The 22,354-nt window shown below is 33.5% G+C and carries 20 protein-coding genes and 3 pseudogenes; 8 read left to right on the top strand and 15 right to left on the bottom strand.

Annotated features, from left to right (window positions below; genetic code table 11):
* Positions 1 to 681 (top strand): tRNA (guanosine(37)-N1)-methyltransferase TrmD, encoded by a 681-nt coding sequence (gene trmD, locus G7034_RS03555; RefSeq protein WP_166399590.1) that lies wholly within the window; start codon positions 1 to 3, stop codon positions 679 to 681.
* A gap of 247 nt (positions 682 to 928) precedes the next feature.
* On the opposite strand, the gene G7034_RS03560 is transcribed toward trmD, so the two are convergent.
* Complete coding sequence (locus G7034_RS03560; protein ID WP_166399591.1) at positions 929 to 1,411, bottom strand: WbuC family cupin fold metalloprotein; 483 nt, start codon at positions 1,409 to 1,411, stop codon at positions 929 to 931.
* Between the two features lie 309 nt (positions 1,412 to 1,720).
* Here G7034_RS03560 and rplS point away from each other — a divergent pair, with 309 nt between their 5' ends.
* The gene (gene rplS / locus G7034_RS03565; RefSeq protein WP_166399592.1) at positions 1,721 to 2,071 is read left to right on the top strand and encodes a 50S ribosomal protein L19; all 351 of its coding nucleotides are present in this window, start codon (positions 1,721 to 1,723) and stop codon (positions 2,069 to 2,071) included.
* Positions 2,072 to 2,129: 58 nt separating this feature from the next.
* Here rplS and mscL read toward each other — a convergent pair whose 3' ends face one another.
* Complete coding sequence (gene mscL / locus G7034_RS03570; protein WP_187349857.1) at positions 2,130 to 2,570, bottom strand: large-conductance mechanosensitive channel protein MscL; 441 nt, start codon at positions 2,568 to 2,570, stop codon at positions 2,130 to 2,132.
* 215 nt (positions 2,571 to 2,785) lie between these two features.
* On the opposite strand from mscL, the gene G7034_RS03575 reads away from it, so the two are divergent.
* On the top strand, positions 2,786 to 3,019 hold the full coding sequence (locus G7034_RS03575; RefSeq protein ID WP_166399593.1) for a hypothetical protein: 234 nt from the start codon (positions 2,786 to 2,788) through the stop codon (positions 3,017 to 3,019).
* Between the two features lie 1,084 nt (positions 3,020 to 4,103).
* Here the strand turns inward: G7034_RS03575 and G7034_RS03580 are convergent.
* From G7034_RS03580 to G7034_RS03590, 3 genes are all read right to left on the bottom strand, one after another.
* On the bottom strand, positions 4,104 to 5,939 hold the full coding sequence (locus G7034_RS03580) for a CocE/NonD family hydrolase (RefSeq protein WP_166399594.1): 1,836 nt from the start codon (positions 5,937 to 5,939) through the stop codon (positions 4,104 to 4,106).
* A gap of 229 nt (positions 5,940 to 6,168) precedes the next feature.
* Positions 6,169 to 6,906, bottom strand: a complete 738-nt coding sequence (gene kdsB / locus G7034_RS03585; RefSeq protein ID WP_166399595.1) for a 3-deoxy-manno-octulosonate cytidylyltransferase — start codon at positions 6,904 to 6,906, stop codon at positions 6,169 to 6,171.
* Positions 6,907 to 7,331: 425 nt separating this feature from the next.
* A complete protein-coding gene (locus tag G7034_RS03590; protein WP_166399596.1) occupies positions 7,332 to 8,762 on the bottom strand; it encodes an ATP-dependent DNA helicase in 1,431 nt (476 codons plus the stop codon).
* A gap of 226 nt (positions 8,763 to 8,988) precedes the next feature.
* Between G7034_RS03590 and G7034_RS03595 the strand changes: the two genes are divergently transcribed.
* Genes G7034_RS03595 through rsmD form a run of 3 tightly spaced genes read left to right on the top strand, consistent with a single transcriptional unit; the run spans position 8,989 to position 11,051 of the window.
* Positions 8,989 to 9,723: a hypothetical protein gene (locus G7034_RS03595; RefSeq protein WP_246166738.1), complete on the top strand. Its 735-nt coding sequence runs from the start codon at positions 8,989 to 8,991 to the stop codon at positions 9,721 to 9,723.
* Entirely contained in the window at positions 9,707 to 10,537 is an 831-nt protein-coding gene (locus G7034_RS03600; protein ID WP_166399597.1) for a DUF3822 family protein, read from the top strand. The genes G7034_RS03595 and G7034_RS03600 overlap by 17 nt, the downstream gene beginning before the upstream one ends.
* On the top strand, positions 10,512 to 11,051 hold the full coding sequence (gene rsmD / locus G7034_RS03605) for a 16S rRNA (guanine(966)-N(2))-methyltransferase RsmD (protein ID WP_166399598.1): 540 nt from the start codon (positions 10,512 to 10,514) through the stop codon (positions 11,049 to 11,051). The genes G7034_RS03600 and rsmD overlap by 26 nt, the downstream gene beginning before the upstream one ends.
* Positions 11,052 to 11,194: 143 nt before the next feature.
* Here the strand turns inward: rsmD and G7034_RS12070 are convergent.
* From G7034_RS12070 to G7034_RS12150, 8 genes and pseudogenes are all read right to left on the bottom strand, one after another.
* A pseudogene (locus G7034_RS12070) lies at positions 11,195 to 11,317 on the bottom strand (helix-turn-helix domain-containing transcriptional regulator); the annotation flags it as partial.
* Between the two features lie 295 nt (positions 11,318 to 11,612).
* The gene (locus tag G7034_RS03610) at positions 11,613 to 12,455 is read right to left on the bottom strand and encodes a hypothetical protein (RefSeq protein ID WP_166399599.1); all 843 of its coding nucleotides are present in this window, start codon (positions 12,453 to 12,455) and stop codon (positions 11,613 to 11,615) included.
* Between the two features lie 79 nt (positions 12,456 to 12,534).
* Positions 12,535 to 14,814, bottom strand: coding sequence for a TonB-dependent receptor plug domain-containing protein (locus G7034_RS03615; protein ID WP_166399600.1), 2,280 nt, complete (start codon positions 14,812 to 14,814; stop codon positions 12,535 to 12,537).
* 215 nt (positions 14,815 to 15,029) lie between these two features.
* Positions 15,030 to 15,941, bottom strand: a complete 912-nt coding sequence (locus G7034_RS03620) for a FecR family protein (RefSeq protein WP_166399601.1) — start codon at positions 15,939 to 15,941, stop codon at positions 15,030 to 15,032.
* Between the two features lie 37 nt (positions 15,942 to 15,978).
* Positions 15,979 to 16,482 (bottom strand): RNA polymerase sigma factor, encoded by a 504-nt coding sequence (locus tag G7034_RS03625; RefSeq protein ID WP_166399602.1) that lies wholly within the window; start codon positions 16,480 to 16,482, stop codon positions 15,979 to 15,981.
* A 26-nt stretch (positions 16,483 to 16,508) separates the two neighbouring features.
* Complete coding sequence (locus G7034_RS03630; RefSeq protein WP_246166740.1) at positions 16,509 to 16,904, bottom strand: GTPase; 396 nt, start codon at positions 16,902 to 16,904, stop codon at positions 16,509 to 16,511.
* Positions 16,891 to 17,236: pseudogene (gldC, locus tag G7034_RS03635) on the bottom strand (gliding motility protein GldC). Before gldC ends, G7034_RS03630 begins: the two are co-directional and overlap by 14 nt.
* A gap of 20 nt (positions 17,237 to 17,256) precedes the next feature.
* Positions 17,257 to 17,466: pseudogene (locus G7034_RS12150) on the bottom strand (gliding motility protein GldB-related protein); the annotation flags it as partial.
* 346 nt (positions 17,467 to 17,812) lie between these two features.
* On the opposite strand from G7034_RS12150, the gene G7034_RS03640 reads away from it, so the two are divergent.
* Entirely contained in the window at positions 17,813 to 19,714 is a 1,902-nt protein-coding gene (locus G7034_RS03640; RefSeq protein WP_166399603.1) for a DUF389 domain-containing protein, read from the top strand.
* 193 nt (positions 19,715 to 19,907) lie between these two features.
* Here the strand turns inward: G7034_RS03640 and G7034_RS03645 are convergent, their stop codons facing one another.
* Complete coding sequence (locus G7034_RS03645; protein ID WP_166399604.1) at positions 19,908 to 20,912, bottom strand: DUF302 domain-containing protein; 1,005 nt, start codon at positions 20,910 to 20,912, stop codon at positions 19,908 to 19,910.
* A 114-nt stretch (positions 20,913 to 21,026) separates the two neighbouring features.
* Between G7034_RS03645 and G7034_RS03650 the strand changes: the two genes are divergently transcribed.
* Positions 21,027 to 21,467 carry a DUF2147 domain-containing protein gene (locus G7034_RS03650; RefSeq protein WP_246166742.1) on the top strand — a complete coding sequence of 147 codons (441 nt, stop codon included), beginning with the start codon at positions 21,027 to 21,029 and terminating at the stop codon, positions 21,465 to 21,467.
* A 106-nt stretch (positions 21,468 to 21,573) separates the two neighbouring features.
* On the opposite strand, the gene G7034_RS03655 is transcribed toward G7034_RS03650, so the two are convergent.
* Positions 21,574 to 22,350 carry an SDR family oxidoreductase gene (locus tag G7034_RS03655; RefSeq protein WP_166399605.1) on the bottom strand — a complete coding sequence of 259 codons (777 nt, stop codon included), beginning with the start codon at positions 22,348 to 22,350 and terminating at the stop codon, positions 21,574 to 21,576.
* Positions 22,351 to 22,354 lie beyond the last annotated feature (4 nt).

The raw sequence follows: 22,354 nt of genomic DNA on the forward strand, positions 1-22,354 counted from the left end.
ATGCGCATAGACATAATTAGCGTTGTTCCAAATCTTCTAGAAAGTCCGTTTAGTGCTTCTATTTTAAAACGTGCTATTGATAAAGGCCTTGTTGAAATTCACTTACATAATTTAAGAGATTATACTTCCAATAGCTACAAACAAGTAGATGATTATCAATTTGGAGGTGGAGCGGGAATGGTTTTAATGATTGAGCCAATTGATAAATGTATTTCTCAATTGAAGTCAGAACGTGAATATGATGAAATCATTTATATGACTCCCGATGGTGAACAAATGAAACAGGGATTAGTAAATACTTTATCGCTTAAGAAAAATCTTATCATTTTATGTGGTCATTATAAAGGCGTAGATGAACGCGTAAGAGAACAGTTTATTACTAAAGAAATATCGATAGGCGATTATGTACTATCGGGAGGCGAATTAGGTGCGGCGGTTTTGTGTGATTCCATCATCCGCTTAATTCCTGGGGTTTTAGGCAACGAAACTTCTGCTTTAACCGATTCTTTTCAGGATCAACTTTTAGCCCCTCCTATCTACACCAGACCCGCTGAATACAAAGGCTGGAAAGTTCCTGAAGTTTTAACCTCTGGAAATTTTACCAAAATTGAAGATTGGCGTGACGAACAATCCTACCAAAGAACAAAAACAAGAAGGCCTGATTTGCTGGATGAGGAATAGGCGTTTCTATAATTGAAAAGAATCTATGGAGTTCTAGTCTTTATAGAAATAACACCCATTAAACCATAAAATGAAACTAATAAATCCTCTCTTTTTTGATAGATGTCGTTAAAAAAATAAACCCTAGCTATAGCTATGCTTGATTTTTCTAATTTAGATAAAGAAAAAAATCCTTCTCGAAACGGTCGGGTCAGGCTATTTTCTTTTACATTCATTTCAAATAATAACTAATATTAACTAAGTAACATTAAAGCTTCTCCCATTCTTTAATCAACATATCAATCCCCTGCTCTCCTTCTTTTGGAAATCCTGGATGAAAAGCTTTATCGGTTGAGGCTTTCCAAGGACCTGTTTTATTTTCAAAAACAACAAAGAAATCGGTTGTAGGGACTATGGTGTGCCAAGTTTCTTCAGACAGCCAAAGCATAGGCTTCTGATTAGCATGCATTTGATAAACTTCTAAAACCTCACCTTCGTCTGTAAAAGTAATGAGTTTAGCTTTTCCTTCGAGTACAAAAAACGACTCCCCTTTCTTGGTGATTTGATGGTTTTCATCTTTCACATAATGCCGATGAGGAACAACATACGTCCCTTTGCAAAATACATTAATCATGGTATGTAGAAAAGCCTCGTGGTTAGGATGAAGCGAATGTAAATAACGCTTTCGTTGGCTTGCTTTTGCTTTATTTTTAAGGTCTTTTATTAAATTTGTATCAACTTGAACAACCATAATTTTATTTTACTCAAAAATACGTTTTTCTTTTTTCTAAACGATACAAGAATTTGGTTAATGATTTCTCTTTCTAATTTTGCGCACCCATAAATCTGTTTTAAATTATTGAACCTAGATAAGTTCGTGATGGAGGTTAATTTCTGCTTTTCTACAAACATACAAACTCGCTGAGGTCGGTTTTAGAATGAATAATTTCGATTAAATTTGCTAGAATCAAAAAAAGAAGTAATTTTGCACACGCTTAAATTAACCTCTGGCGAAATCCGTGAATGTTGCTTTAAGGATAACAATTAATATATTTTAGAAATGGACTTAATTAAATACGTTCAAGACGAATTTGTAGAAAAGAAAGATTTTCCTGAATTTCAAGCGGGTGATACCATTACTGCTTATTACGAAATTAAGGAAGGGCAAAAAACAAGAACTCAGTTTTTTAAAGGAACTGTGATTCAAGTAAAAGGTTCTGGTGCTACCAAAACTTTTACCCTTAGAAAAATGAGTGGTACGGTTGGTGTTGAAAGAATCTTCCCAATGAATTTACCTGCACTTCAAAAAATTGAAGTAAACAAAAAAGGTAGTGTGCGTAGAGCAAGAATTTACTACTTTAGAGAACTTACTGGTAAGAAGGCTCGTATTAAAGAAAAGAGAAGAATGTAATTTTACTCTTGATCTCATAAAAAAAAGTCCTCAATTTGAGGGCTTTTTTTATGCTTTATTATTGATTAGACTTTTGCTCTTTTTGCTCCTTAAGTAAATCTCTGATTTCAGCAAGTAAGAGTATGTCTTTTGGAGTAACTTCATTCGGATTTGATTCGTCTTCAGATTCTTTTTTAAGCTTGTTAAACAATCGAATGACCAAAAACATAGAGAACGCAACAATGAAAAAATCGAATGAGTTTTCTATAAACGTACCGTAATTGATGGTGATTTCTTCTCTTACTGAAGTGTCTTTCACAACTTTTGGAGCTTGAATAACCCATTGAAAGCTTGAAAAATTTACTTGTCCCGTAAAATAACCTATGGGAGGCATGATGATATCTTTTACCAAAGAAGAGACTACTTTACTAAAAGCGCCTCCAATAATTATTCCGACAGCCATGTCGAATACATTTCCTTTTACGGCAAACTCTTTAAATTCTTTTATTATTGATTTCATGTACATCCGATTTTTATAGCTTAAACTCTCTGTAAAATTAATTCAAATTTATTTTTCTAATGAAATAAATAGTGGAAATGTCATAATAAATCTAATATGCGACTTCTCTGGTGTCGTGATATTTTGGACATAAACGAGTTGGCAACAAGCTAAAAAAATAACTCAAAAAAAACATCAAAATGATTAATTCGTATATTTGACAAAAAATAACGAAAATGGATATTCAAACAAGAAAAATAAAATTTATTCAAGAGTTTTTGAAACTTCAAAACGATGAGCTTATATCTAAATTCGAAAAAATACTCAAAAAAGAGAAAAAGTCATCTAATGAACTTATTGAAAATCCGATGACAAAAGAAGTTTTAAATGACAGAATTGAAAAATCTGAATCGGATTTTAAAAACAAACGATTTAAAAAGACCTCTGAGCTTCTAACAAAATATCAATAATGAAATATGAGGTTATTTGGTCAGAATTCTCTGAATTTCAACTTGACGAGATTTTGAATATTACGAAAATGAAACGAGTTTAAGCCTTGCAATAGAAATTATTCAAGGCATTTTAAACAAACCTGAAATACTTCGAAAAAGTCCTTTTATTGGACAAAAAGAACCACTTTTAAAAGAAAGAAAAATAGAATATCGTTATTTGGTTTTTAAAAGCTTCAAGATTATTTATTCTGTAGATCAAAAAAATGCAGAAATCAGAGTTGCGGATGTTTTTGATACAAGACAGTTTCCTGAGAAGATAAAAAGAACGAAATAAAGCCAGTTGCCAACAGCGCATAGCAAAAACCTGCCTTTGCCGGTCAGGCAGGTGGCGAATTTATTGCTGAAACGATTCCGAAGCGTTGGTAGTGTGTTTTTAGAAACTTATAATTTAACCGAAAAATTTGCGCGTTTTAGCTCGCTACTTTCGTTATACGCAAGACGTTAAAAATTATGCGACTACCCTGGGTTGATGATGAAGAATGATTTCTAATTTCTCCACACATGCAAGTCTCCTAGGGCCGGGAGAAAAACAATGGTTTTTGTTTTTCAAATTCCTACCTTATTATTTAAAACCTGAGTTCGATTATAATCACAAAGTCAAAATCAATAAGGATATTCAGTTACAAGGCAATTTTTTGAAGGATAGCCTTAGCTATCGTGATTAAAATTAACGCAGTAAATGGATGTTCTTATTGAATAAGATAGAGTAATCAGTTTTAAACAGCAATCTACTTTACTTTTTTACTCCGCAATATCCAGCTATTACGTCTTAAAAAAGTTCGTATCTTACTATTTAAAACAGTTTTGACAAAGGGAGAATAACCGAACTCAGGTTTAAAAACAAAACCTGTTACAAACCCAAATGTTATTTGCGTTAGGGATGGAAGCGGTAGCTTGGTGAAACAAAAAGCTTGTTTTTAGCGCATTGCCAAAGCGACCATAGAAGCTCTTGGCAAGGTGACTAAAAACTGATTTTTGTGAACCAACTTTAGCGGACAGCCCGTTTAAACGCCAAAAAAATCTTCTAAAAACAAGTTGTCTTTTATTGAGAAATCTTGTCGAAAGTGATTTTAGAATCGTGGTAAATTTTGTGGGTTTGAGTTTGGTAATCGGAGGCTTTTGCTTTAAAAATATTATCTACGAAATTCTGTGGATTTCTGTCAATGTAAGGAAACATGGTACTTTGGACTTGAATTTGCAATTTGTGTCCTTTCTTGAAGGTGTGATTAATGTCTTGAAGTATGATATCTACTTCGGTTTTCGTGTTGGGTTCAAAGGCTTTGGGTTGGTCAAATCCGTCTCTGTAACGACCTCTAAACACTTCACTTCTCACCATCATGTGGTAATTGCTCATTTGTAGATGGTCTTGCATTTCTCCTGTATTTTCTGCCTCATGCGGATGCACGTCCACTACCTTTACAATCCAATCGGCGTCGGTGCCGGTAGTTGCCACTTTGAGTTGGGCTAGAATTTCACCGCTTAATTTGAGGTCTTCTTCCAAAACTTCTGTTTCATAAATCATTACATCGGGTCGCCTAGCGGCAAAACGCTGATCATCGGTCATGAACTTTCTTGGTGTAAAAGTTACTTTAATATCTTCGGTAAAAGGTACTGGCTTGTTGATATCGCTTACAAATTCATCAAAACCTTGGGTTGCGGTTGAGGAAAGTGTCTGATTTGCATTAAGGTAAAAACTTTCTTTTTCAATAGCTTTTGGAGGCCATTGCTCGTAACTATTCCATTCTTTTTTTCCTGTATCAAAAACATAAGCTTCGGGTAAGTTATTTTTGCCTTCTCCTTTTAAGAAATAATTAAAAAATGGAGTTTCAATATCTTTTTGGTAGTTTTTAGAAATATCATCTCCAAAATAAATATTCCCAACTGCTTGTCGCTTGCTTTGTCTAGCCCAATCGCCATGACTCCAAGGGCCAAAAACTAGGGTATTGTGATTATTACTGTTTTTTTCTAAGCTTTTGTAGATATTGAAGGGGCCGTAAAGGTCTTCAGCATCAAAAAGTCCACCTACGGTCATTACCGCTGGCTCAACGTTTTTCATGTGTTGTACTAATCCACGCGATTGCCAAAATTCGTCATAATCGGGATGATCTTTTAATTGTTGCCAAAACACATTATCTTCTCCATAATAGTGGTCTAAATTAGACAAAGGTCCCACGTCTAAAAAAAATTGGTAAGCATCTTTTGTACCGATATCTGGAATGGAATACCAAGGCTGATTGGTAGGCGCTGATTTTTCATAACCAAAAAGCGATGTTGCAATCCAATAACTGAGCAAGTATGCGCCATTGTGGTGAAAATCATCAAAGTAGAAATCGCCTATAGGTGCTTGAGGAGAAGCGGCTTTAAGTGCAGGATGTCCAGAAAGGACAGAAAAAGCGGCATAATGGCCTGGATAAGAAATTCCCCAAGTACCAACATTTCCATTATTATTTTGCACATTGTTTACTAGCCATTCTATAGTGTCGTAAGTATCTGAAGCCTCATCGGTTTCCTTTCCTTTTTTGTTGGGATTGAAAGCGCGCATATTATCATAAGTTCCCTCGCTCATCCAACGTCCGCGCACATCTTGGTAAACAATGATGTTTCCTTCTTCGGCTAAGTAAGGATTGGGACCAATGCTTTTGCGAAATTGATCTTCTCCGTAGGGGCGGCAACTGTAGGGAGTTCTTTGGAATAGAATGGGATACGATTTAGAGGTGTCTTTAGGACTGTAAATGGTGGTGTGTAATTTTACACCATCACGCATTTCAATCTGAACTTCTTTCTTGTTGTATTTTTCTTCAACATTTACTTGAGCAACAGCTAGTTGAACAAAAAAAACTATTAATGAGGTAAGTAGTAGTCTAAATCTTTGGTTCATAATAAAAATTTTGCTCTAAATTAGTTTGTTTTTTGTAACAATTAAATTTGAATGATAGTTTTTTACGCTATTTAACCTCAGGTTAAGAAATTTGATTTATTTCGAACCTGAGTTCGATTAATAGTATTAATAGGTTTAAATGAGAAATTCAAAATAAACAAAAAGAGAGTTAGGTTTTGATAGTCTTAGCGATAAGGTGTTAATCATTCTTATCGATGTTAGGATTTAGTCATTTTTTTTTGTTAAGCATTTGTTTTGCTTTTTCTAAGTCTTCAGGCGTATCAATACCCACATTAGGAGTTGTGGTGGTAATCATTTTTATTTTTTTACCATGCTCTAAATACCTGATACATTCTATTTTTTCAGTGGCTTCAAGCGGGGTTTGATTTTGGTGGTAAAATTCCATCAAAGCTTTTTTTCTGAAAGCGTAAATACCGATGTGTTTATAGTAATCTACCTTCAAACCTTTTTCTCTAGGAAAAGGAATTGGCGATCTTGAAAAATACAAAGCAGTATTATTTAAATCGGTAATTACTTTAACATTGTTTGGATTTTCGATTTCTTCTTTAGTGGTGAGTGGGGTTTTTACTGAAGCTAAATCGATTTCTTTTTGGAAATCGGCCTCAAAAACTTGAATAAGTTCTTGTAACACTTCTTTATTGGTAAAAGGCTCGTCGCCTTGAACATTAATTACAATATCGGCATCAATGGATTCTATAGCTTCTGCAATTCGGTCACTTCCACATTCATGCTCTTTTTTACTGATGATAGCTTTACCGCCGTGGGCTGTGATCTCCTTATAAATTACTTTTGAATCAGTTACTACAAATACTTGGTCAAAAAGTTTTGTTTTTAATGTAGCTTCATAAGTTCTTCTTATAACGGATTTACCTTCTAAATCTTTCATTAGCTTCCCTGGAAACCTTGAAGCTTCGTAACGGGCAGGAATCATTGCTATTATTTTCATCTGTTTATTTTATTGTTTTTCAATGGTCAGATGCGACACGTATAATCATCCTCTTGTGTGTAGAAAATTTGTACATGCGTGTTTCATCTGTTTATATTATTTGCATTTTAGTTGTCAGTTGGCGGATGACGGTTGTAGGTTATCTGTTTTCTTATTTCTAACTTCTAACCTCTTCATTCTAAATTTCTCATATCTAATTACTAACCTCTTCATTATAATTTCTTTATTCTTAATTCTTTATTTCACGCAAAGCACACAGAAAAATTTGTTTACTGTTCAAGAATTCTTAATTCTTAATTCTTTGTACTTAATTCTTTTTTTACGCTTTAATCACCGCAAAGACGCAAAGCACACAGAGAAATTTGTTTACTGTTCAAGAAATCTTAATTCTTAATTCTTAATTCTTAATTCTTTATACTTAATTCTTAATCTTCACCTTCAAAAAAATCGTCTTTAAAACCGATTAAGTATAATTTATTTTGGGCTCGGGTTATAGCGGTATAAAGCCATCTTAAGTAGTCTTTATTTACTCCATCACGTAAATAAGGTTGTTCTACAAAAACGGTTGGCCACTGGCCCCCTTGCGATTTATGACAGGTAATGGCGTAACTAAATTTTACCTGTAATGCATTAAAGTACTTATTCGCTTTCACTTTCATGAATTTTTTGTATTTTGATCGTTCGTTCTGGTAATCTTTCATCACTTCTTCGTAAAGTTGATTGGATTGCTCGTAGGTTAATGAAGGTGCATTAGCGTCTAAAGTATCCAGAATTAATACGGTTTCAAAAGCTTGCATTTTAGGATAATCAACCATTTGCACTTTTACTTCCGCAAAGCGAAAACCATACAAATCCTTAAAGTTAAAAATCTCTAGAATTTCGATAATATCTCCATTAGCAATAAAACCTGCTTCCGAATTTGGTTTTACCCAGAAGTAGTTATTCTTGACCACCATTAGAAAATCGCCTGGGGCAATTTCATCTTCACGGTATAAAATTCGCGCTCTAATTTGTTGATTGTATAAGTTAGCTCGTTTGTTAGAGCGAACAATAATAGCTGTATCTTGATGCCCGTTATTGTGATAGGCATCATTAATGGCGTCCATAATTTCATAGCCATCTACCAATCTTTGCATATCGGCTTTTCCAGTTAATTTAAATTGAAAATCAACATAAACTTCATCCTGAATAGCGTCTCTAATTCTAGTGGCGTTTAATAATATATCGCTTTCCAATTCTTGTCTTACCACTTCGTCTAGCTCTACACCAACTACTTCCATTTGAAACTGCATAGCTAGTAATTTTTCATCTAAAGCCGGGCTTAACTCAGCTTTTACGGGAGGTAATTGGGCAGTATCACCAATAAAAATTAGTTGGCAGTTTTCGCCAGCATAAACATATTCAACTAAATCTTCCAGCAGCGAACCTTTACTAAAAAGCTCGTCTCCCGTGGGTAAATCTGGAATCATAGAAGCTTCATCAACAATAAAAATAGTGTTTTTAAATTTATTTTGTTGCGCCACAAAACTAACTCCCCCACCACTTGTTTTTTTGGGGTAATAAATTCTTCTGTGAATAGTTTGAGCCGACTGATTAGAATAATTTGAAATTACTTTAGCTGCTCGACCTGTAGGAGCGGTAAGAACAAGTTTTTTTTTGACCTTAGCGATGTTTTTCACCAAAGTTCCAATCATGGTTGTTTTTCCTGTACCGGCATAGCCTTTTAGTACATAAATATAATCGTTGTGTTCTTGAACAATAAATTTAGCTAAAAGCTGAAGTCCTAAATCCTGTTTTAAAGTTGGTGGATGACCTAAATCTTGTTTTAAAAGTTGATAAAATTTCTTTTCTTCCATAAAATTGATAAAAACTCAAAGTTAATCTTTTAAAATGAATAAAGATAAAATAGTAACTCCTATTATACTAATTCAAAAAAAAAGACTTAAGAATATAGGTAATGATCAAGTTAAATAATGGTTTTTAAAAAAAAATTAAATTTAAAGTGGAATTTACAAAGCGAAACTTTCTTAAATCAAAAAAAATTGTAGTTTTGTCTTATTAAGAAACAAACAAACAAAACTGATGTTAGAAATTGCTATTTACATTGTAGTAGGTATTTTAATTGTATTTGGATTAGTTAAAGTAATTGACAACTACTTACCCAAGAAACTTAGACCTATATTATCTTTTGTTTTAATCGTAGGAATTGGCGTATTAGCTTATATGAATTACAAAGCCATTTACGGCCCTGTAAAATTTAACAAGGTAAAAGAAAAACGTTATGCAGAAGTTATTGACAAATTGAGAGATGTGCGAAAAGTTCAAATGGCTCATCAAGAAATTAACCGTAGCTATGCCAAAAATTTTGATCAACTTTTACGCTTTTTAGATACGGCTGATTTTGTAATTACACAACGAAGAGATACTACCTATCTTGACAAAGAGTACGCTAAAAATTATGGGGTTGATAAATATATAGACGATTATGTTGTTGATACTTTAGGCTTTAAAAAAGTTAAGGATTCCTTATTCGGAAAATCAGATAGATATAAAACTATGATGGAGGTTCCGTTTACCGATGGAAAACAAATGAAAATGAATGCAGGCTTAATAGACATTAAAGGGGTTAATACACCTGTTTTTAAAGTTGAAGTTCCTAAAGAATGGATTTTAGCAGACCAAGACAAGGATTTATTAAACCAAGAGATGCAAACAAAATCTGTTGATGGAATTAACGGAGAGTCTATTATTGTTGGTTCTATGGACGAAATAAGCACCAGTGGTAATTGGCCAACAACCTATGGAAAACAAAATTAATCATAATCACATAAAAAACAATTTATCCATTCTGATTCGTCAGGATGGATTTTCTTTTTTAAATTATAAAGAGTCTTTAAATGGAGAAGAATTATTGCATTTTAATTTAGGTGAAAATCAATCAAAAACCCCTGAAAATCTTCTTTCGCTTATCAGTCAAGAAATTGACAAAGATTTCATTGAAGCTAATGCCATAGAAAACCTTCATATATGTTACCATAATTCGTTGTTTAGCTTATGCCCTACAACCTACTTTGATGAGAAATCAGCTTCAGACATCATAAAATATAACACCAAAATTTTACCTGGAGACTATTTAGCTTCAGATGAAATTAAAGAAGCGAACCTAACAATTACTTACATACCATTTAATAATATTAATAACTACTTTATTGACCTTGTAGGAACTTTTGATTACCAGCACCTACTAGAACCGCTTATCAAAATCAATATAGAATTGGATCAAGAAAGAGAGCGGATGCTTGTTTATGTTGAAGCTAATTGTATAAGTCTTAGTGTGTTTCAAGGAAAAAAACTAATTATGGCAAACAGCTTTAATTATCAAACCCAAGAAGATTTAGCCTACTATATTCTTTTTTGTATAGAGCAAACTAAATTAGATAGAGAGGAAATGATTCTATTAATTTTTGGCAAATTAGAAAAATCTAATAAGGCCTATAGCTACTTGTATAATTACATCAAACACGTAGATTTTTTATTTAGTGAAATAGAATATACCTTCACTGAAATCCAGCTTAAATCATTTCAACTTTTATTCGATAAAAATTATGCGCATAGTCTCAGGAAAATATAAAGGCCGAAGAATAACTGCTCCAAAAAACATTCCCGCAAGACCTACTACCGATTTTGCTAAGGAAGCCTTGTTCAATATCCTCAACAATCAAATCTTCTTTTCAACCATAGAAGTAATTGATTTATTTGCTGGAATTGGAAGTATTTCTTTAGAATTTGCTTCGCGAGGTACAAAAACAATAGTAGCCGTTGATAGCCACTCTGGGTCTTGCCAGTTTATTAAGGAAACAGCCGAGGAACTTGAAGCCCCAATTCAAGTAATTCAGTCGGATGTATTTGATTTTTTAAACAAAACTCCAATCATATCAGATTTAATTTTTGCCGACCCGCCCTATAATTTTGAGGTGGAAGAAGTAGAACAAATTACAAAACTAGTTAAAGAAAGAAAACTGCTAAAAGAAGAAGGCATGTTAATTATAGAACATTCAAAACACACCAATCTGGACTCATTACATGGATTTAAAGAAAAACGAAAGTACGGGAGTTCTAGCTTTTCTTTTTTTGAATTTAACTAAAACGTCTCGCGGCTTGCTATAGTGGCGGGCAAAATAGCAATTCACTTTCGTTTCAATTCTCAAAGTTAATAAATTAGCCTAAACCTCTCGTTTCAACTCCAAAGCCCCGCCATTGTTGCAAACCGCTGTTGTGGTGCGTTTTTTTACGCTGACATTGGTTTCACGTTGATTTGACCACCAATAGCCCTCAATACTTTCATTATTGTACCAAACTGTGGCTTTGCTCCATCAGATAATGCTTTATAAAGGCTTGGTCTGCTTGGTCCGACATTTGAAGAAAACGCAGATTACAGGGAAGCTGAATCTGCTGCTCTTTAAGCTGAAAGTATCGCCAAAGACAGAACCAATCTCAAAGAATGCTTAGCTGAAAATAAAGATAAACTTTCTCAAGTTGAAAGTAAAACATCAAGAGCAAATAAGTGCTAATCATTTAGCCATTTTAAACCAACCAAAATCCTTTGTAGTTTTGCAAAGGATTTTAAATTTAAATTAAACTGTTTCTTCAGAAAATAAAATAAAAAAGCCGTGAGTGGATCACGGCTTTTTTATACTCAGGACTTTTTAGTCACAATTTTGGTCAAATATTTGTTCGAGTTCAGTTGCGCTATTGGCTGCAACCTGCGTACCATCTGCAAGATTTACATTTACAGGATAAACAAAGTCAATAAACACAAGACCAGAAACATTAGCCGTTAAATAGCTAATTAAACCTTGTTCATCAACAGTGACTTGAGACGTAGCAGCAGCATCATTTTCATCTGCTATTATAATGTCAACTGGAAATTCTAAGCTGGCACATGGTAAAGTCTCATCTGGAAAATCAACCGGATCAGGTTCAGGCATAAGCGAAGAAACATCTATTGAATTATCTTCTTCTTCAAATATAACGTTGGAGCTCTGACAATCTTTAAAATAATCGGCAAATACGGTATAGTTAGACACTTGCGCAACATCTGCAGTATCTGCATCTATAGGTTTTACTAACACAGCAGCCACAAAAATGAGTTGTACTCCTTGCCCATATTCCTGTTCAGCAATCTGTTCTAACAGGATAACCGTATCTTCTATGCTTATTCCGCTTTCCAAAGACCAACCAGTAATTAGAATGCCATCTAAAGAGTTATTATTAGCATCAAACAATTCATATGCTAAGAGCGCTCCCTGAACACCGCAATAAGAGGGGTCAATATCAGAGCTTTTATACCATGTGATGTCATCATTAAATTCCTCTGCCTCCTCGCTATTGCCACCTGTATTTGTAACCAACCTCTGCGAAAGTTCGGTAGAAATCTGTGATTGTGGGTCTTGCTGTTCTAAAACTTCATTATCATCAGAGCAACTAAACGTCGTTGCTAAAATGAAAATAAATACTACTAAATTTGTAATTCTTCTTAATCCTAACATAATTTTTAATTTTTAAGGTTATTATTCACCCTTTAAGCGTTTAAAGATTAAAATACCCTACTTAGAAAACTTAAAAAAATCATAAAGTCCATAAAATACCCAAATTAGCTGTAAATCCAAGACCAACATTATCGATTTGCTGAATGTTTTGCTCATTTATTCTGTTGAGCCTGAAGTTCTTTCTTAATAAGTTGTGCTTATCGGTGAGGTTAATAAAACCGAGTGATATTTTAAATTTTCCCGCTCTTTCAGTATTAAATCGATATTGTAACGATGAGTCTAATCTAAAATAATCTGGAAGTGTACCCGAATTGGCATGTTCAAAATTAATTAGATTTCTATTAGACAGTTCTATTAAAGGCAAGTTTGTATTTGTTGGCGTAAAAGGTAAACCCGTGTGGTAATTTAATGCTATGGAAAGGCTCCAGTTTTTGTATTTAAAATGATTACCCCAAGTGATTTGGTGATTGAGATTATTATTACCCCTGAATTCCTGACTGCCAAAACTCAGGTGTTCATCTGTATGGGCGTAACTCAACCAGGTATTCAGCCATTTGTTTTTAAAATACATATGAAACAACACCCCATAGATTCTTGAATCCCCTGTAAGTATATCTTCAAATTGATCTTCATTTTGAAAACGCTGATCGTTTGTAGAAATACCGTTTAGCCCTCTATTATAGATACTGGCGTAACCACCAACATTATTCAATCGCCATTTTAGCATGACTTCAACTTGATAGGTTTGCTGCAAGGGAGGTGAAATACTATCTCCGCTTACGACCCATCTTCGCTTTTCAATGCCCAGAAAATTTTGATCTAAATCTATAATCTGCTTAAAGTTTTGAGATTTAGCTTCACCGCGAAGAACTACGCCTATATTTTTATTTAGGTTGTAATCGACCTGAAATCGTGGTTCAATCCTCAATTTATCATCTCTCTGAAAATATGCAGTCCTAAAGCCGGTGTAAAATTTCCATTTGTCTTTACGAAAGCTATAGGAACCAAAACCAGAATAAATATTACTAACCTGTCCTAAATTGAGGAAAGCTTCGGTAACAGTATTATTAAAACGATTAAAAACCACGCTGCCTTCAAAGTCTATACCCACTTTAAATACACTGTTGGGGTTTTGCTTTTGCCATATAAATTGAGTGACATAGTTTTCAACGGTATTGGATTGAGTCGTGTCTAAATTTCCCGAAAACGTATTGTTCATGCCTTCAGAAGCATGTCTGGAGTAATTTGATTTCAAAAAAACTCGTTCACTTTTATTTATGGAATAAGTGGCGTCTAAACCAATAGCTGCATTTTGATTGTTATAGTCACTTGTTTTAGTGTCTTGAATACTTATATTTTCTCTATAATCTAACCTGTTTTCAAACCAGATGCCTTGTACATTAATTCTTAATTTTTCTCCGAACTTTCGTTTGATCTGAAATTGAGCATCCTGATAATAAAAATCAGCTTCGCGAGTGATGTTGTCAGACAGGTCTGAATCTTCTGATAACTCAAGATCAGTATCTCTGTAAGCTTTTTGGGTGTAAGATTGAAACGTAGGTGAATCAAAAACATCGGTAAACGACCTTTGGATAGCAAAAGCAAACTCGGTATTTTCATCTAAAGCCAGACGGGTAAAAGCCTGACTGCTAAGCGCATTTATTCCAACACCATAGCTATTATTATCAGCTATTTTCTCATCAAAGTTTAGTTTAATTGTTCCGGTTAGAGCATTCCCGAATTCTGCCGGAGTGGCATTGTCTATCACGCTAATCTTTTGAACTAAATTTTCATTAAAAGCTGAAAGCAAACCAAAAAAGTGGGAGTTCTGAAACATTCTTATGCCATTCCAGAGCACCAGGTTCTGATCATTGATTCCACCTTTTATATTTAATTCGGCGACGGATTCTACGTTAGTTGAAATTTGAGGGAGATTTAACAAGCTTACAAAAGCATCCTGTTGCGTCTGACCAGCCAATAGAGGCATTTTTTTGATATCAACTTGAATATGATTATCCCGATTGATATAAATACTATTGGTGTATAAGGCTTTCAGGTTAACAGCCTCTAAATTGATTTGCTTAGGATTCATTATTACCGAGATTTGCTGTGGGGAATCTTCAGTAATTATCAACTTATAATCTTCATGATTGAAATGAGAAAGAGTAAATTGAGCAGGAAACTGTTTTAAATCTAAAAACAAGTGACCATAAACATTAGTAGATTTATTATAAGGCTTTATATAAGCTCCGACTATAGGTTCTTTTGCAGAAGTTTTAAGTGTTATTTTATGGGAATATGCTTTAGATACAATCCAAATTCCGTTGGAATACTTACTAAAGTCTATCCCATTAGTCAATTTTATCAGTCTCCTGAATTGACTGAAAGTCTTGGGCAGACTATCTGTGCAATTCAGCTGTTTTAAATCTTCAGACGCATAATTGAAAGAAACGCCGTATTTATTTTCAGCCTTGGTTAATATAGTGGTGCAGGAAATTTGATTAGGGATGTTTTGGGAATACAAATTGAAACAGCAGAAGAATATGACGAAAGAAAAGAACCTTAGAAATTTCATTAGTCTTTTGCTGAGCTGATTTCAAATGTAGAACTATTTAATTTTTTATAGTTAAGGTCAAGAGAACGGCAGACCAAATCTATAATATCTTCCGCTTCCATATCATGGTTGTAGGCACCTGTAAAATTTATGCTGTCTGAAAGTTTTAGCTTGATTTTGATATTTTTTTGCTTTTCAATGTCAGCAATAACTTCTGCCAGTGGCGCACTTTCAAAACTTGAGCGTTTCATTATCCAATTTGGCTTTGCAGTATTGACAAGTCTAATTTTTTGTTTTGCATTATCTATGCTCTGTCCGGGCTCTAAAACAACTTCTCTATCTGAAAAATTGACTTTGACTTTTCCGGTATAACAAGTCACAGAAAATCGGCTATTCCTGGATGCTACATTAAATGTTGTGCCTAAAACCTGAACCCTTCCATTAGGCGTTTCTACTGTAAAGGTTTTGCCTTCCTCTACATCAAAGTAGGCTTCACCTTTAAGGGCAACAATTCTTTCATCCTCCCAATTGTCTTGATTGAAAGCAATATTAGACATGGCATTTAACCTGACCTGGCTATCATCCGGTAGTTTTATAAAATCTTCTTTAGCCACAGAACTGGTAATACTGGTCATGTCTTGATCAGTTCCGTTATAGGTTAATATAAACAATGAAGTTGATAACAATACGATTAAGACAGCGGCTATTTTCAAAAAAGGAAACTCTGATTTATTTTTGGATATGGTCTTTTTCTGCTGAAGACGTTCAAATTCTTGTTCAACATCAAAATCTGGTTTGGGTAAATCTTCTACTTCTTCCAGTGTGCTTTTCCACGCCTGAAATTCTTCCTCAGAAAGTTTACGCTTTACCTCTTCAATATCAATTTCTCTATTGAGGTATTGGTGGATGATATGTATGTTTTTATCCTTCATCTATATATTAAACGCACAGCCTTTAAAAAACCCTACCTTATTTTTCGATTTCTTTTCGAATGGTCTGTAAAGCTATGCTGATTCGTTTTTCTACGGCTTTTACCGAAATTTCTAATTCTTCAGCAATCTCTTTATATTTCAGACCCTGTACCCTATTCATCAAAAATGCTTCCTTACTCGCCTCAGGCATAATTGAAAGAATATAATTCATTTTTTGCTTTTTCTGGTCACTAACTTCTTCAGTTTTGTCTTCATTAAGAAAATCTTCGTTGGTGATGCTGAGGTGTTTGTTCTTTTTTCTCAAAATATCAACAACCCGATTTCTGCCAACCGTAAACACATAATTTTTAGCTTTAGCCTCCGGCACTTTTTTACAATTTTTCCAAAGTGTAATGAAGGCTTCCTGCATCCCTTCTCTGGCAATTTCAGTATTTTGATATTTCAAAAACAAAAACTGAAACAGCTGTTCACCAATATTGTAAAATAATTTTTTGTAAACTATTTCATTACAAACATCCGGATGTGATTTTTTTTCTTTCAATGCTTAAAAATAGAAAATTTTTGAAATTAAGTTGAATGTTTCTCTAAATATCCTTCAATTCTGTTGATAAGCGTTTGTAAATCATTGATGTCATCAAGAGCTTTGTTGCTTAATAATAGTTCAAGCTTGTATTGGTCTTCAACCAAAACCACCGGCAACTCAAAAGCCGGTCTAAATTTGGATTTATACAATTGTTGAAATTCGTCGGCATGTAAAAACTTCATCTCTGCTTTGGCGTTTTTTCGATATCTTTTCCAAGCTTTTTTTTCGCCTAAAGCATGATAAGTCAAATCGCATAATTTACAGGGATAGGTTTTGGGACTAAACATTTTATGCGCAGAATCCATCAAAGTATTTTTTAATCCCGAATCGGCGTTGTAAACAAAAATTAATTTTGGTTTTTCGCTTTTAGTGGTCATCATTCAACTCTAATTTTTCAGCAAAATAGGCACAAAAATCTTTCATGGTTTCACTCATTTTTTCATCTTGAGTGGCTTGGTAGTAGGTATCGCTCATCGTGACCAGAGTCTGATGAAAAAAATGCTTCATTTCGTCTACCGGCATGTCTTTGGTCCAAAGGTCTATTCATTCGTAGGCTTTCTTTAGATTTATGATCCCAAACCGAAAGAAAAGCGGCTTTGGCTTCTTCATTTTCAACTCCACCGTCCTGGGCAGACCAGTTAATGGCTTCCGGGATTTTATTTTCATCGGTTGTTACTCGTAATATGATATCGGAGGTCTTCTTCATATTCATTAAGGTTTATATTTAGATTGCTAAAATAAGATTTGTTCGTCTGTATTTATAATTTCTTCTATGCTCTTTTCCGGATGGCGCTCAGCATAAGCATTTACGATTTGCCACCCGAGATATTGCCCCAGTCTTGGCGGCGTTTCATTATCAATTTTGAGATAAAATTTGGTAAACGGCCCGGGCTTTAAAAATCGTCTTCTCAAATCTGATTTGGTGCTGTAAAGCAAATCACGCTCGACAAAATACTACCAAATCATAGTCTCATAAGTCATGGCCCATCTCCTACTGTTTACAATCTCCAAAATGTTCATCCGTTTCAAGTTTTTGGATTCGGAAAAGTATCTTGGATTTTGCCCGAATATCTTTCAGCTTTCTTATTCACTTATCAAATTCTGATGTTTTTTCAGTTATTATCATTCAAAATTGTATCCATTAAGATACAAATATAATCAATATTTTGGATTTGAAAAGAATTGTAATTTAATCTCAGAATTCGTTTTAAATGCTCCACAACTAATTTATCTTTAGTACAAATTTAAGAAAACAATTTTCGTTTTAATACAATTTAAAACAAATGAATTGTATTTTTACCTTATGGATGAAAAAAGATTTTATTTAGTTTATGATTTAGAAGAATTAAATCAAGTCTCATCAGTAGATGAGAAAAACATAAATGACTTTTTTTATCAGAAATATCAGTTTGAATCGGATTTTAAAACAAGCATCCCCGAAGAGTCGTTTGTTATACTCCTCCTTTCAGATAAGGAAAACAAAGAGTTTATTGAAAAAACCAAAGACAAAAAATTCAAAATAGGCTTTCTTCCTCATCAACAAAATTTTGAAACTAGAAATGGGTTTCAAATTTCAGAAAGTATAACAAATTGCCTTGAAGAATTTAAAGAAAATGATAAAGTAATCAACTCAGACTTACTCTATTGTAATGAGAAAGTAGTTTTTAATTATTTGATTATTGGAAGCTTAGTTACTACGTTTACTAAAAAAAGAACACAAAATAGATTTGTGTCCTTTATCAAGCAACTATGGGGATTACTTAAAAATTACAACAAAACAAAACCTAAAAAAGTTGAAATTACCGCAGATAAAAAGGACTCTTTTAGTACGGCTGTGGCAGAGGTTTTAATAACTCAACATGGGAAAAATTCGGTTATTTCTAGGCTCATATTAGAAAATTCTTATCTTAATGATGGGTTATTTCATGCTTTACTCTTTGCACCAAGAAGTTTTTCTGAAGTCATTTTTTCTTTTATCAAATCAAAATTTAGCTTAAGGCAATTTAAAGGGATTAAAGCTTTCCATTTTTTAGGCCACCTCAAAACCGACCAACTAAAGCTTAAATTTGAACAAAGCACAAAGTATAGTATAGACGGTGAAGTTCTTGAAACAGAGAATTTACTTATTGAAATTCAAGAGAGTTTTCAGCTTATTCCAAGTAAAAGTTTGCTTTTTACCAAAGAAGAAAAAAACAATAAAAAAACCTTTCGAACTGAAAACCTACCAAAGGGTGAAGCTATGACAGAAATGATTGGTAAACGATTACCACTTATTAAACACGCTTCAACAGAAGAATATAAAGAGCTTTTTACCACTTTAAGAGATAATGCTAAAACTAAATCCTCTTACCTTATTTTGATGATTTTATCTACGCTTTTAGCCACCTTTGGGCTTTTTGCAGATTCAACACCTGTAATTATTGGAGCGATGATTTTAGCACCGCTAATTTCTCCTGTAATATCTTTATCTATGGGAGTTTTAAGACAAGAAAAAAAAATCGTGCAAGATAGTTTGGTAACTATTGGTTCAGGTATTCTATTTTCTTATATAGCTGCTATCATCCTTACTTTAATTACACCTTTATATGCCATTAATAGCGAAATCAGTTCTCGTTTAGAGCCTAATTTACTTGATTTAGGAATTGCTGTGATTTCTGGAATTGCAGGTGCTTATGCGCATGCCAACACGGCCATCGCAAAAACCTTAGCTGGTGTTGCTATTGCTGTAGCGCTAGTTCCTCCTTTAGCTGTTTCTGCCATTGGTCTAGGTTGGGGAGAATGGAAAGTTTTCCTTGGTGCTTTTCTGTTACTTATCACTAACTTAACAGGAATGGTGCTAGCTGGCTCTTTTACCTTTTTATTAATGGGATATAGCCCGTTTAAAATAGCTAAAAAAGGTTTATTTATTTCATTACTTATTGTACTTTCTATTAGTGTACCCCTTGGCTACGGCTTTTTTCAAGTAGTAAAGGAAAACAAAATTGTTAATTCTGTGAACAGAATGGAGGTGAAAGATATGAGGATAAAGCAAGTAGAAGTAATTAACAAAAACCCTTTGAAGCTAGCCATTCAAGTGGTAGCCAAACATGAACCAGGAGATGAAGATATTACATTAATCAAAAAACAAATAGAAAGTAAACTTGGAAGAGAAGTACAGTTTGAAATGACTTTTAGCCTTGAGGTTAAGTAACTAAATAGCTAGTTGAAAACCTACAGCACCTAAAATAGCAACGCCCATTCCTCCTATTCTAACACCACGATATAAATGATTAACAAGCTGTTTTACTATAGGCTTTTTTATCTTCTATTCCTAGAATTCCGCTCCATTTTAAAGAAGATATTTCTTAACCACTATTTTCTTTCCCAATAAGAGAGTTGAAAACTCATTTTTTACCTGTAATCAAGGTTGCAGTTAGCTGATTCAATTTATTTGCTGCTTCGGTATTTTGGTAATCATGTAGTCCAAATATAAATTCCATATTGTTATAAGCTACATGAGTCACTCCGTCTTTAGTTTCGTATAATAACATTTTAAGAGGTAAATCAATTCCTAAACTTGGGCGTTCTTGCATTAAACTTGAACCCATTTCAGGATTACCGTACAACAGCAAGATACATTTACCTATTGAATAATTAGCTTCTTGTGCAAAACTTTGAAAGTCATGAGCCGCAATCAAATCAACTTCTTTATTTTTTTTAATTGCATGCAATATGCTTTTAGCTGTTTCATCAAAATTAGATGTACTTTGAAGAATTTCAATACCTTCTAATTCTTTGAAATTCAAATCTGAATTTTGAAAAGGCTTCTCCTGATTAGAAAGATTTTTCACAATTGAATTCAATACCCTTGAATTAGATTCCGCAGTTTGTATGCTCTCCTCTAACCCATATCTTTTAATCAAATAATGACCATCAACAAATTGAGCAAAATCATTGTTATCGTCTTTAAAAAAATGTATCCGCAAAGGAAGGTCTAGTGCTACTAAAGGGTTTTCGTTGATTAAAGGATTGATTAATTGATTGGTGTAAAGGTGATGAAAGGAGGAAAAATCAATGGTCATACCAACAGATTCAGCCTTTTCTTGATGGTCAAAGGTATTTGTTACCATCATTCCAGGATTCGCATTCATCAATTCATTAAACTTAACATAGAAATCATCTACTTCAATATTGAGTTTAAATTGAATTAAATGTGAAGATAAAGTTGATGTTAAATCAGATTCTCTATTTTCTTTACTTCCCTTCTTAGCATCATTTTCAGAAGATACCTCCGAAGACGATTTTTTTTCTATTACTGCTTCATTGGTTTTTATTTGTTTATTTTCTTCACAAGAAATTAAAAATAAAAGTACAAATAGTTTAAATAGTGAAAGAATTATAAAACGCATACACTCATTTTTTAGGAGTAAAAATAGGAAAAATCTTTTGGTGATGACCCTATCTAAAAGCGAAAGTTTAAAATGCTATTAAAAGAAGTTAAAGTAAAAATCAAAAACTTACTTTTGAAAGAAAAAGAAATGAAATACCAGTTTATTTTTTTAATGCTTACCTGCATTAGTGCTAATGCCCAAGAAATCGTAGGAAAATGGATTACAGTTGATGATAATACGGGTAAAGAAAAGTCGGTAGTTGAAATTTACGAGAAAGAAGATGGTAAACTATATGGTAAAATTATTGAATTTTTGGAAGAAGGAGCTCAACCTGACGACACCTGTGAGCATTGCAAAGGAAGTATGAAAGGTAAAAAATTAATGGGCTTTGAAGTCTTAAGCGGTTTTGAAAAAAAAGGCGACAAATACGAAAATGGAAAAGTTACCGATCCTGAAGCCGACAAAACATACGATTCAAAAATTTGGGTAGATGAAGATGATGCTTCAATACTAAAAGTAAGAGGATATGTCTCTTTTATTTATAGAACGCAAGAATGGAAAAGAAAAAAATAGAACAATTAAACAGATCTTAATCTTTTATGTTAGGGTAAAAAACGCAGCTATTATTCCTTAATGGAGGTTCTATGCTAGATTAAAGTATATTGAAAAACTAGATAACTTAATTCAAACTTTCACCGCCATCTACTTTAATCACAGTTCCATTCACCCAATTGCTCTCCGGAAGGCTAAGTAAATAAACTACGTTAGCTACGTCTTGTGGTGTAGTTAACCGTTGAAAAGGATTTTTTGTTTGCACTTCTTTAATCAATTGATCAATGTTTGGAATTTGTTTCAAAGATTCTGTAAGACAAACACCAGCTTCTATGCAATTAGAGGTGATCCCAAATTGAGCAAATTCTAGAGCAACACTTCTACTTGTAGCCTCTAAAACAGCTTTAGCAGCAGATACTGCTGCATAATTGGGTAAAGGCCTAGAGCTTCCTATACTTGTAAATGCTAGCACTTTAGCAGGCTTAGCAAATAATTTTTTAACGTGTAAAGCACTTACCCATTCGTATAAATTATATCCCATTGCCTGTAAGGTAATTTTAAAATCAGTTGAACTCAACTTATGCTTACCTTGCATTGGTTTCAAAGTTCCTTTTGAAACGCTATGCAAAAGCAGATTGATTTGACAATTTTTTTCAAGTAACTGATCTAAAAATACATCTCTTTTTTCTTCATTTAAGGCATCAAAATTGAAAGCCATTAAATCAAGTCCTTCATCATTTTTTTGCTGAATCTTTTGCTGAAATTCTTCACTAAAACTCCTTGAATCCCGGTAAATTATTATAACCGAATTACCTGATGAAGCTAATTTGCAAGCACTTGCCCATCCTAAACCTCGACTACCTCCCAATACTAAACTATAGACCGAATCTTTTTTAATTTCCATGTAA

The sequence above is a fragment of the Psychroflexus maritimus genome (genome assembly GCF_011089875.1).
In the GTDB taxonomy this organism is placed as follows: Bacteria; Bacteroidota; Bacteroidia; order Flavobacteriales; family Flavobacteriaceae; genus Psychroflexus; species Psychroflexus maritimus.

Bases quoted from the DNA above. Each gene is read 5' to 3' on its own strand.
- G7034_RS03590 (WP_166399596.1), bottom strand. From the start codon at position 8,762: ATGGAAGAAAAGAAATTTTATCAACTTTTAAAACAAGATTTAGGTCAT.
- G7034_RS03610 (WP_166399599.1), bottom strand. From the start codon at position 12,455: ATGTTAGGATTAAGAAGAATTACAAATTTAGTAGTATTTATTTTCATT.
- G7034_RS03645 (WP_166399604.1), bottom strand. From the start codon at position 20,912: ATGCGTTTTATAATTCTTTCACTATTTAAACTATTTGTACTTTTATTT.
- G7034_RS03600 (WP_166399597.1), top strand. From the start codon at position 9,707: ATGGAAAACAAAATTAATCATAATCACATAAAAAACAATTTATCCATT.
- trmD (WP_166399590.1), top strand. From the start codon at position 1: ATGCGCATAGACATAATTAGCGTTGTTCCAAATCTTCTAGAAAGTCCG.
- rsmD (WP_166399598.1), top strand. From the start codon at position 10,512: ATGCGCATAGTCTCAGGAAAATATAAAGGCCGAAGAATAACTGCTCCA.
- rplS (WP_166399592.1), top strand. From the start codon at position 1,721: ATGGACTTAATTAAATACGTTCAAGACGAATTTGTAGAAAAGAAAGAT.
- G7034_RS03580 (WP_166399594.1), bottom strand. From the start codon at position 5,939: ATGAACCAAAGATTTAGACTACTACTTACCTCATTAATAGTTTTTTTT.
- G7034_RS03575 (WP_166399593.1), top strand. From the start codon at position 2,786: ATGGATATTCAAACAAGAAAAATAAAATTTATTCAAGAGTTTTTGAAA.
- mscL (WP_187349857.1), bottom strand. From the start codon at position 2,570: ATGAAATCAATAATAAAAGAATTTAAAGAGTTTGCCGTAAAAGGAAAT.
- G7034_RS03595 (WP_246166738.1), top strand. From the start codon at position 8,989: ATGTTAGAAATTGCTATTTACATTGTAGTAGGTATTTTAATTGTATTT.
- kdsB (WP_166399595.1), bottom strand. From the start codon at position 6,906: ATGAAAATAATAGCAATGATTCCTGCCCGTTACGAAGCTTCAAGGTTT.
- G7034_RS03560 (WP_166399591.1), bottom strand. From the start codon at position 1,411: ATGGTTGTTCAAGTTGATACAAATTTAATAAAAGACCTTAAAAATAAA.
- G7034_RS03655 (WP_166399605.1), bottom strand. From the start codon at position 22,350: ATGGAAATTAAAAAAGATTCGGTCTATAGTTTAGTATTGGGAGGTAGT.
- G7034_RS03620 (WP_166399601.1), bottom strand. From the start codon at position 15,941: ATGAAGGATAAAAACATACATATCATCCACCAATACCTCAATAGAGAA.
- G7034_RS03630 (WP_246166740.1), bottom strand. From the start codon at position 16,904: ATGATGACCACTAAAAGCGAAAAACCAAAATTAATTTTTGTTTACAAC.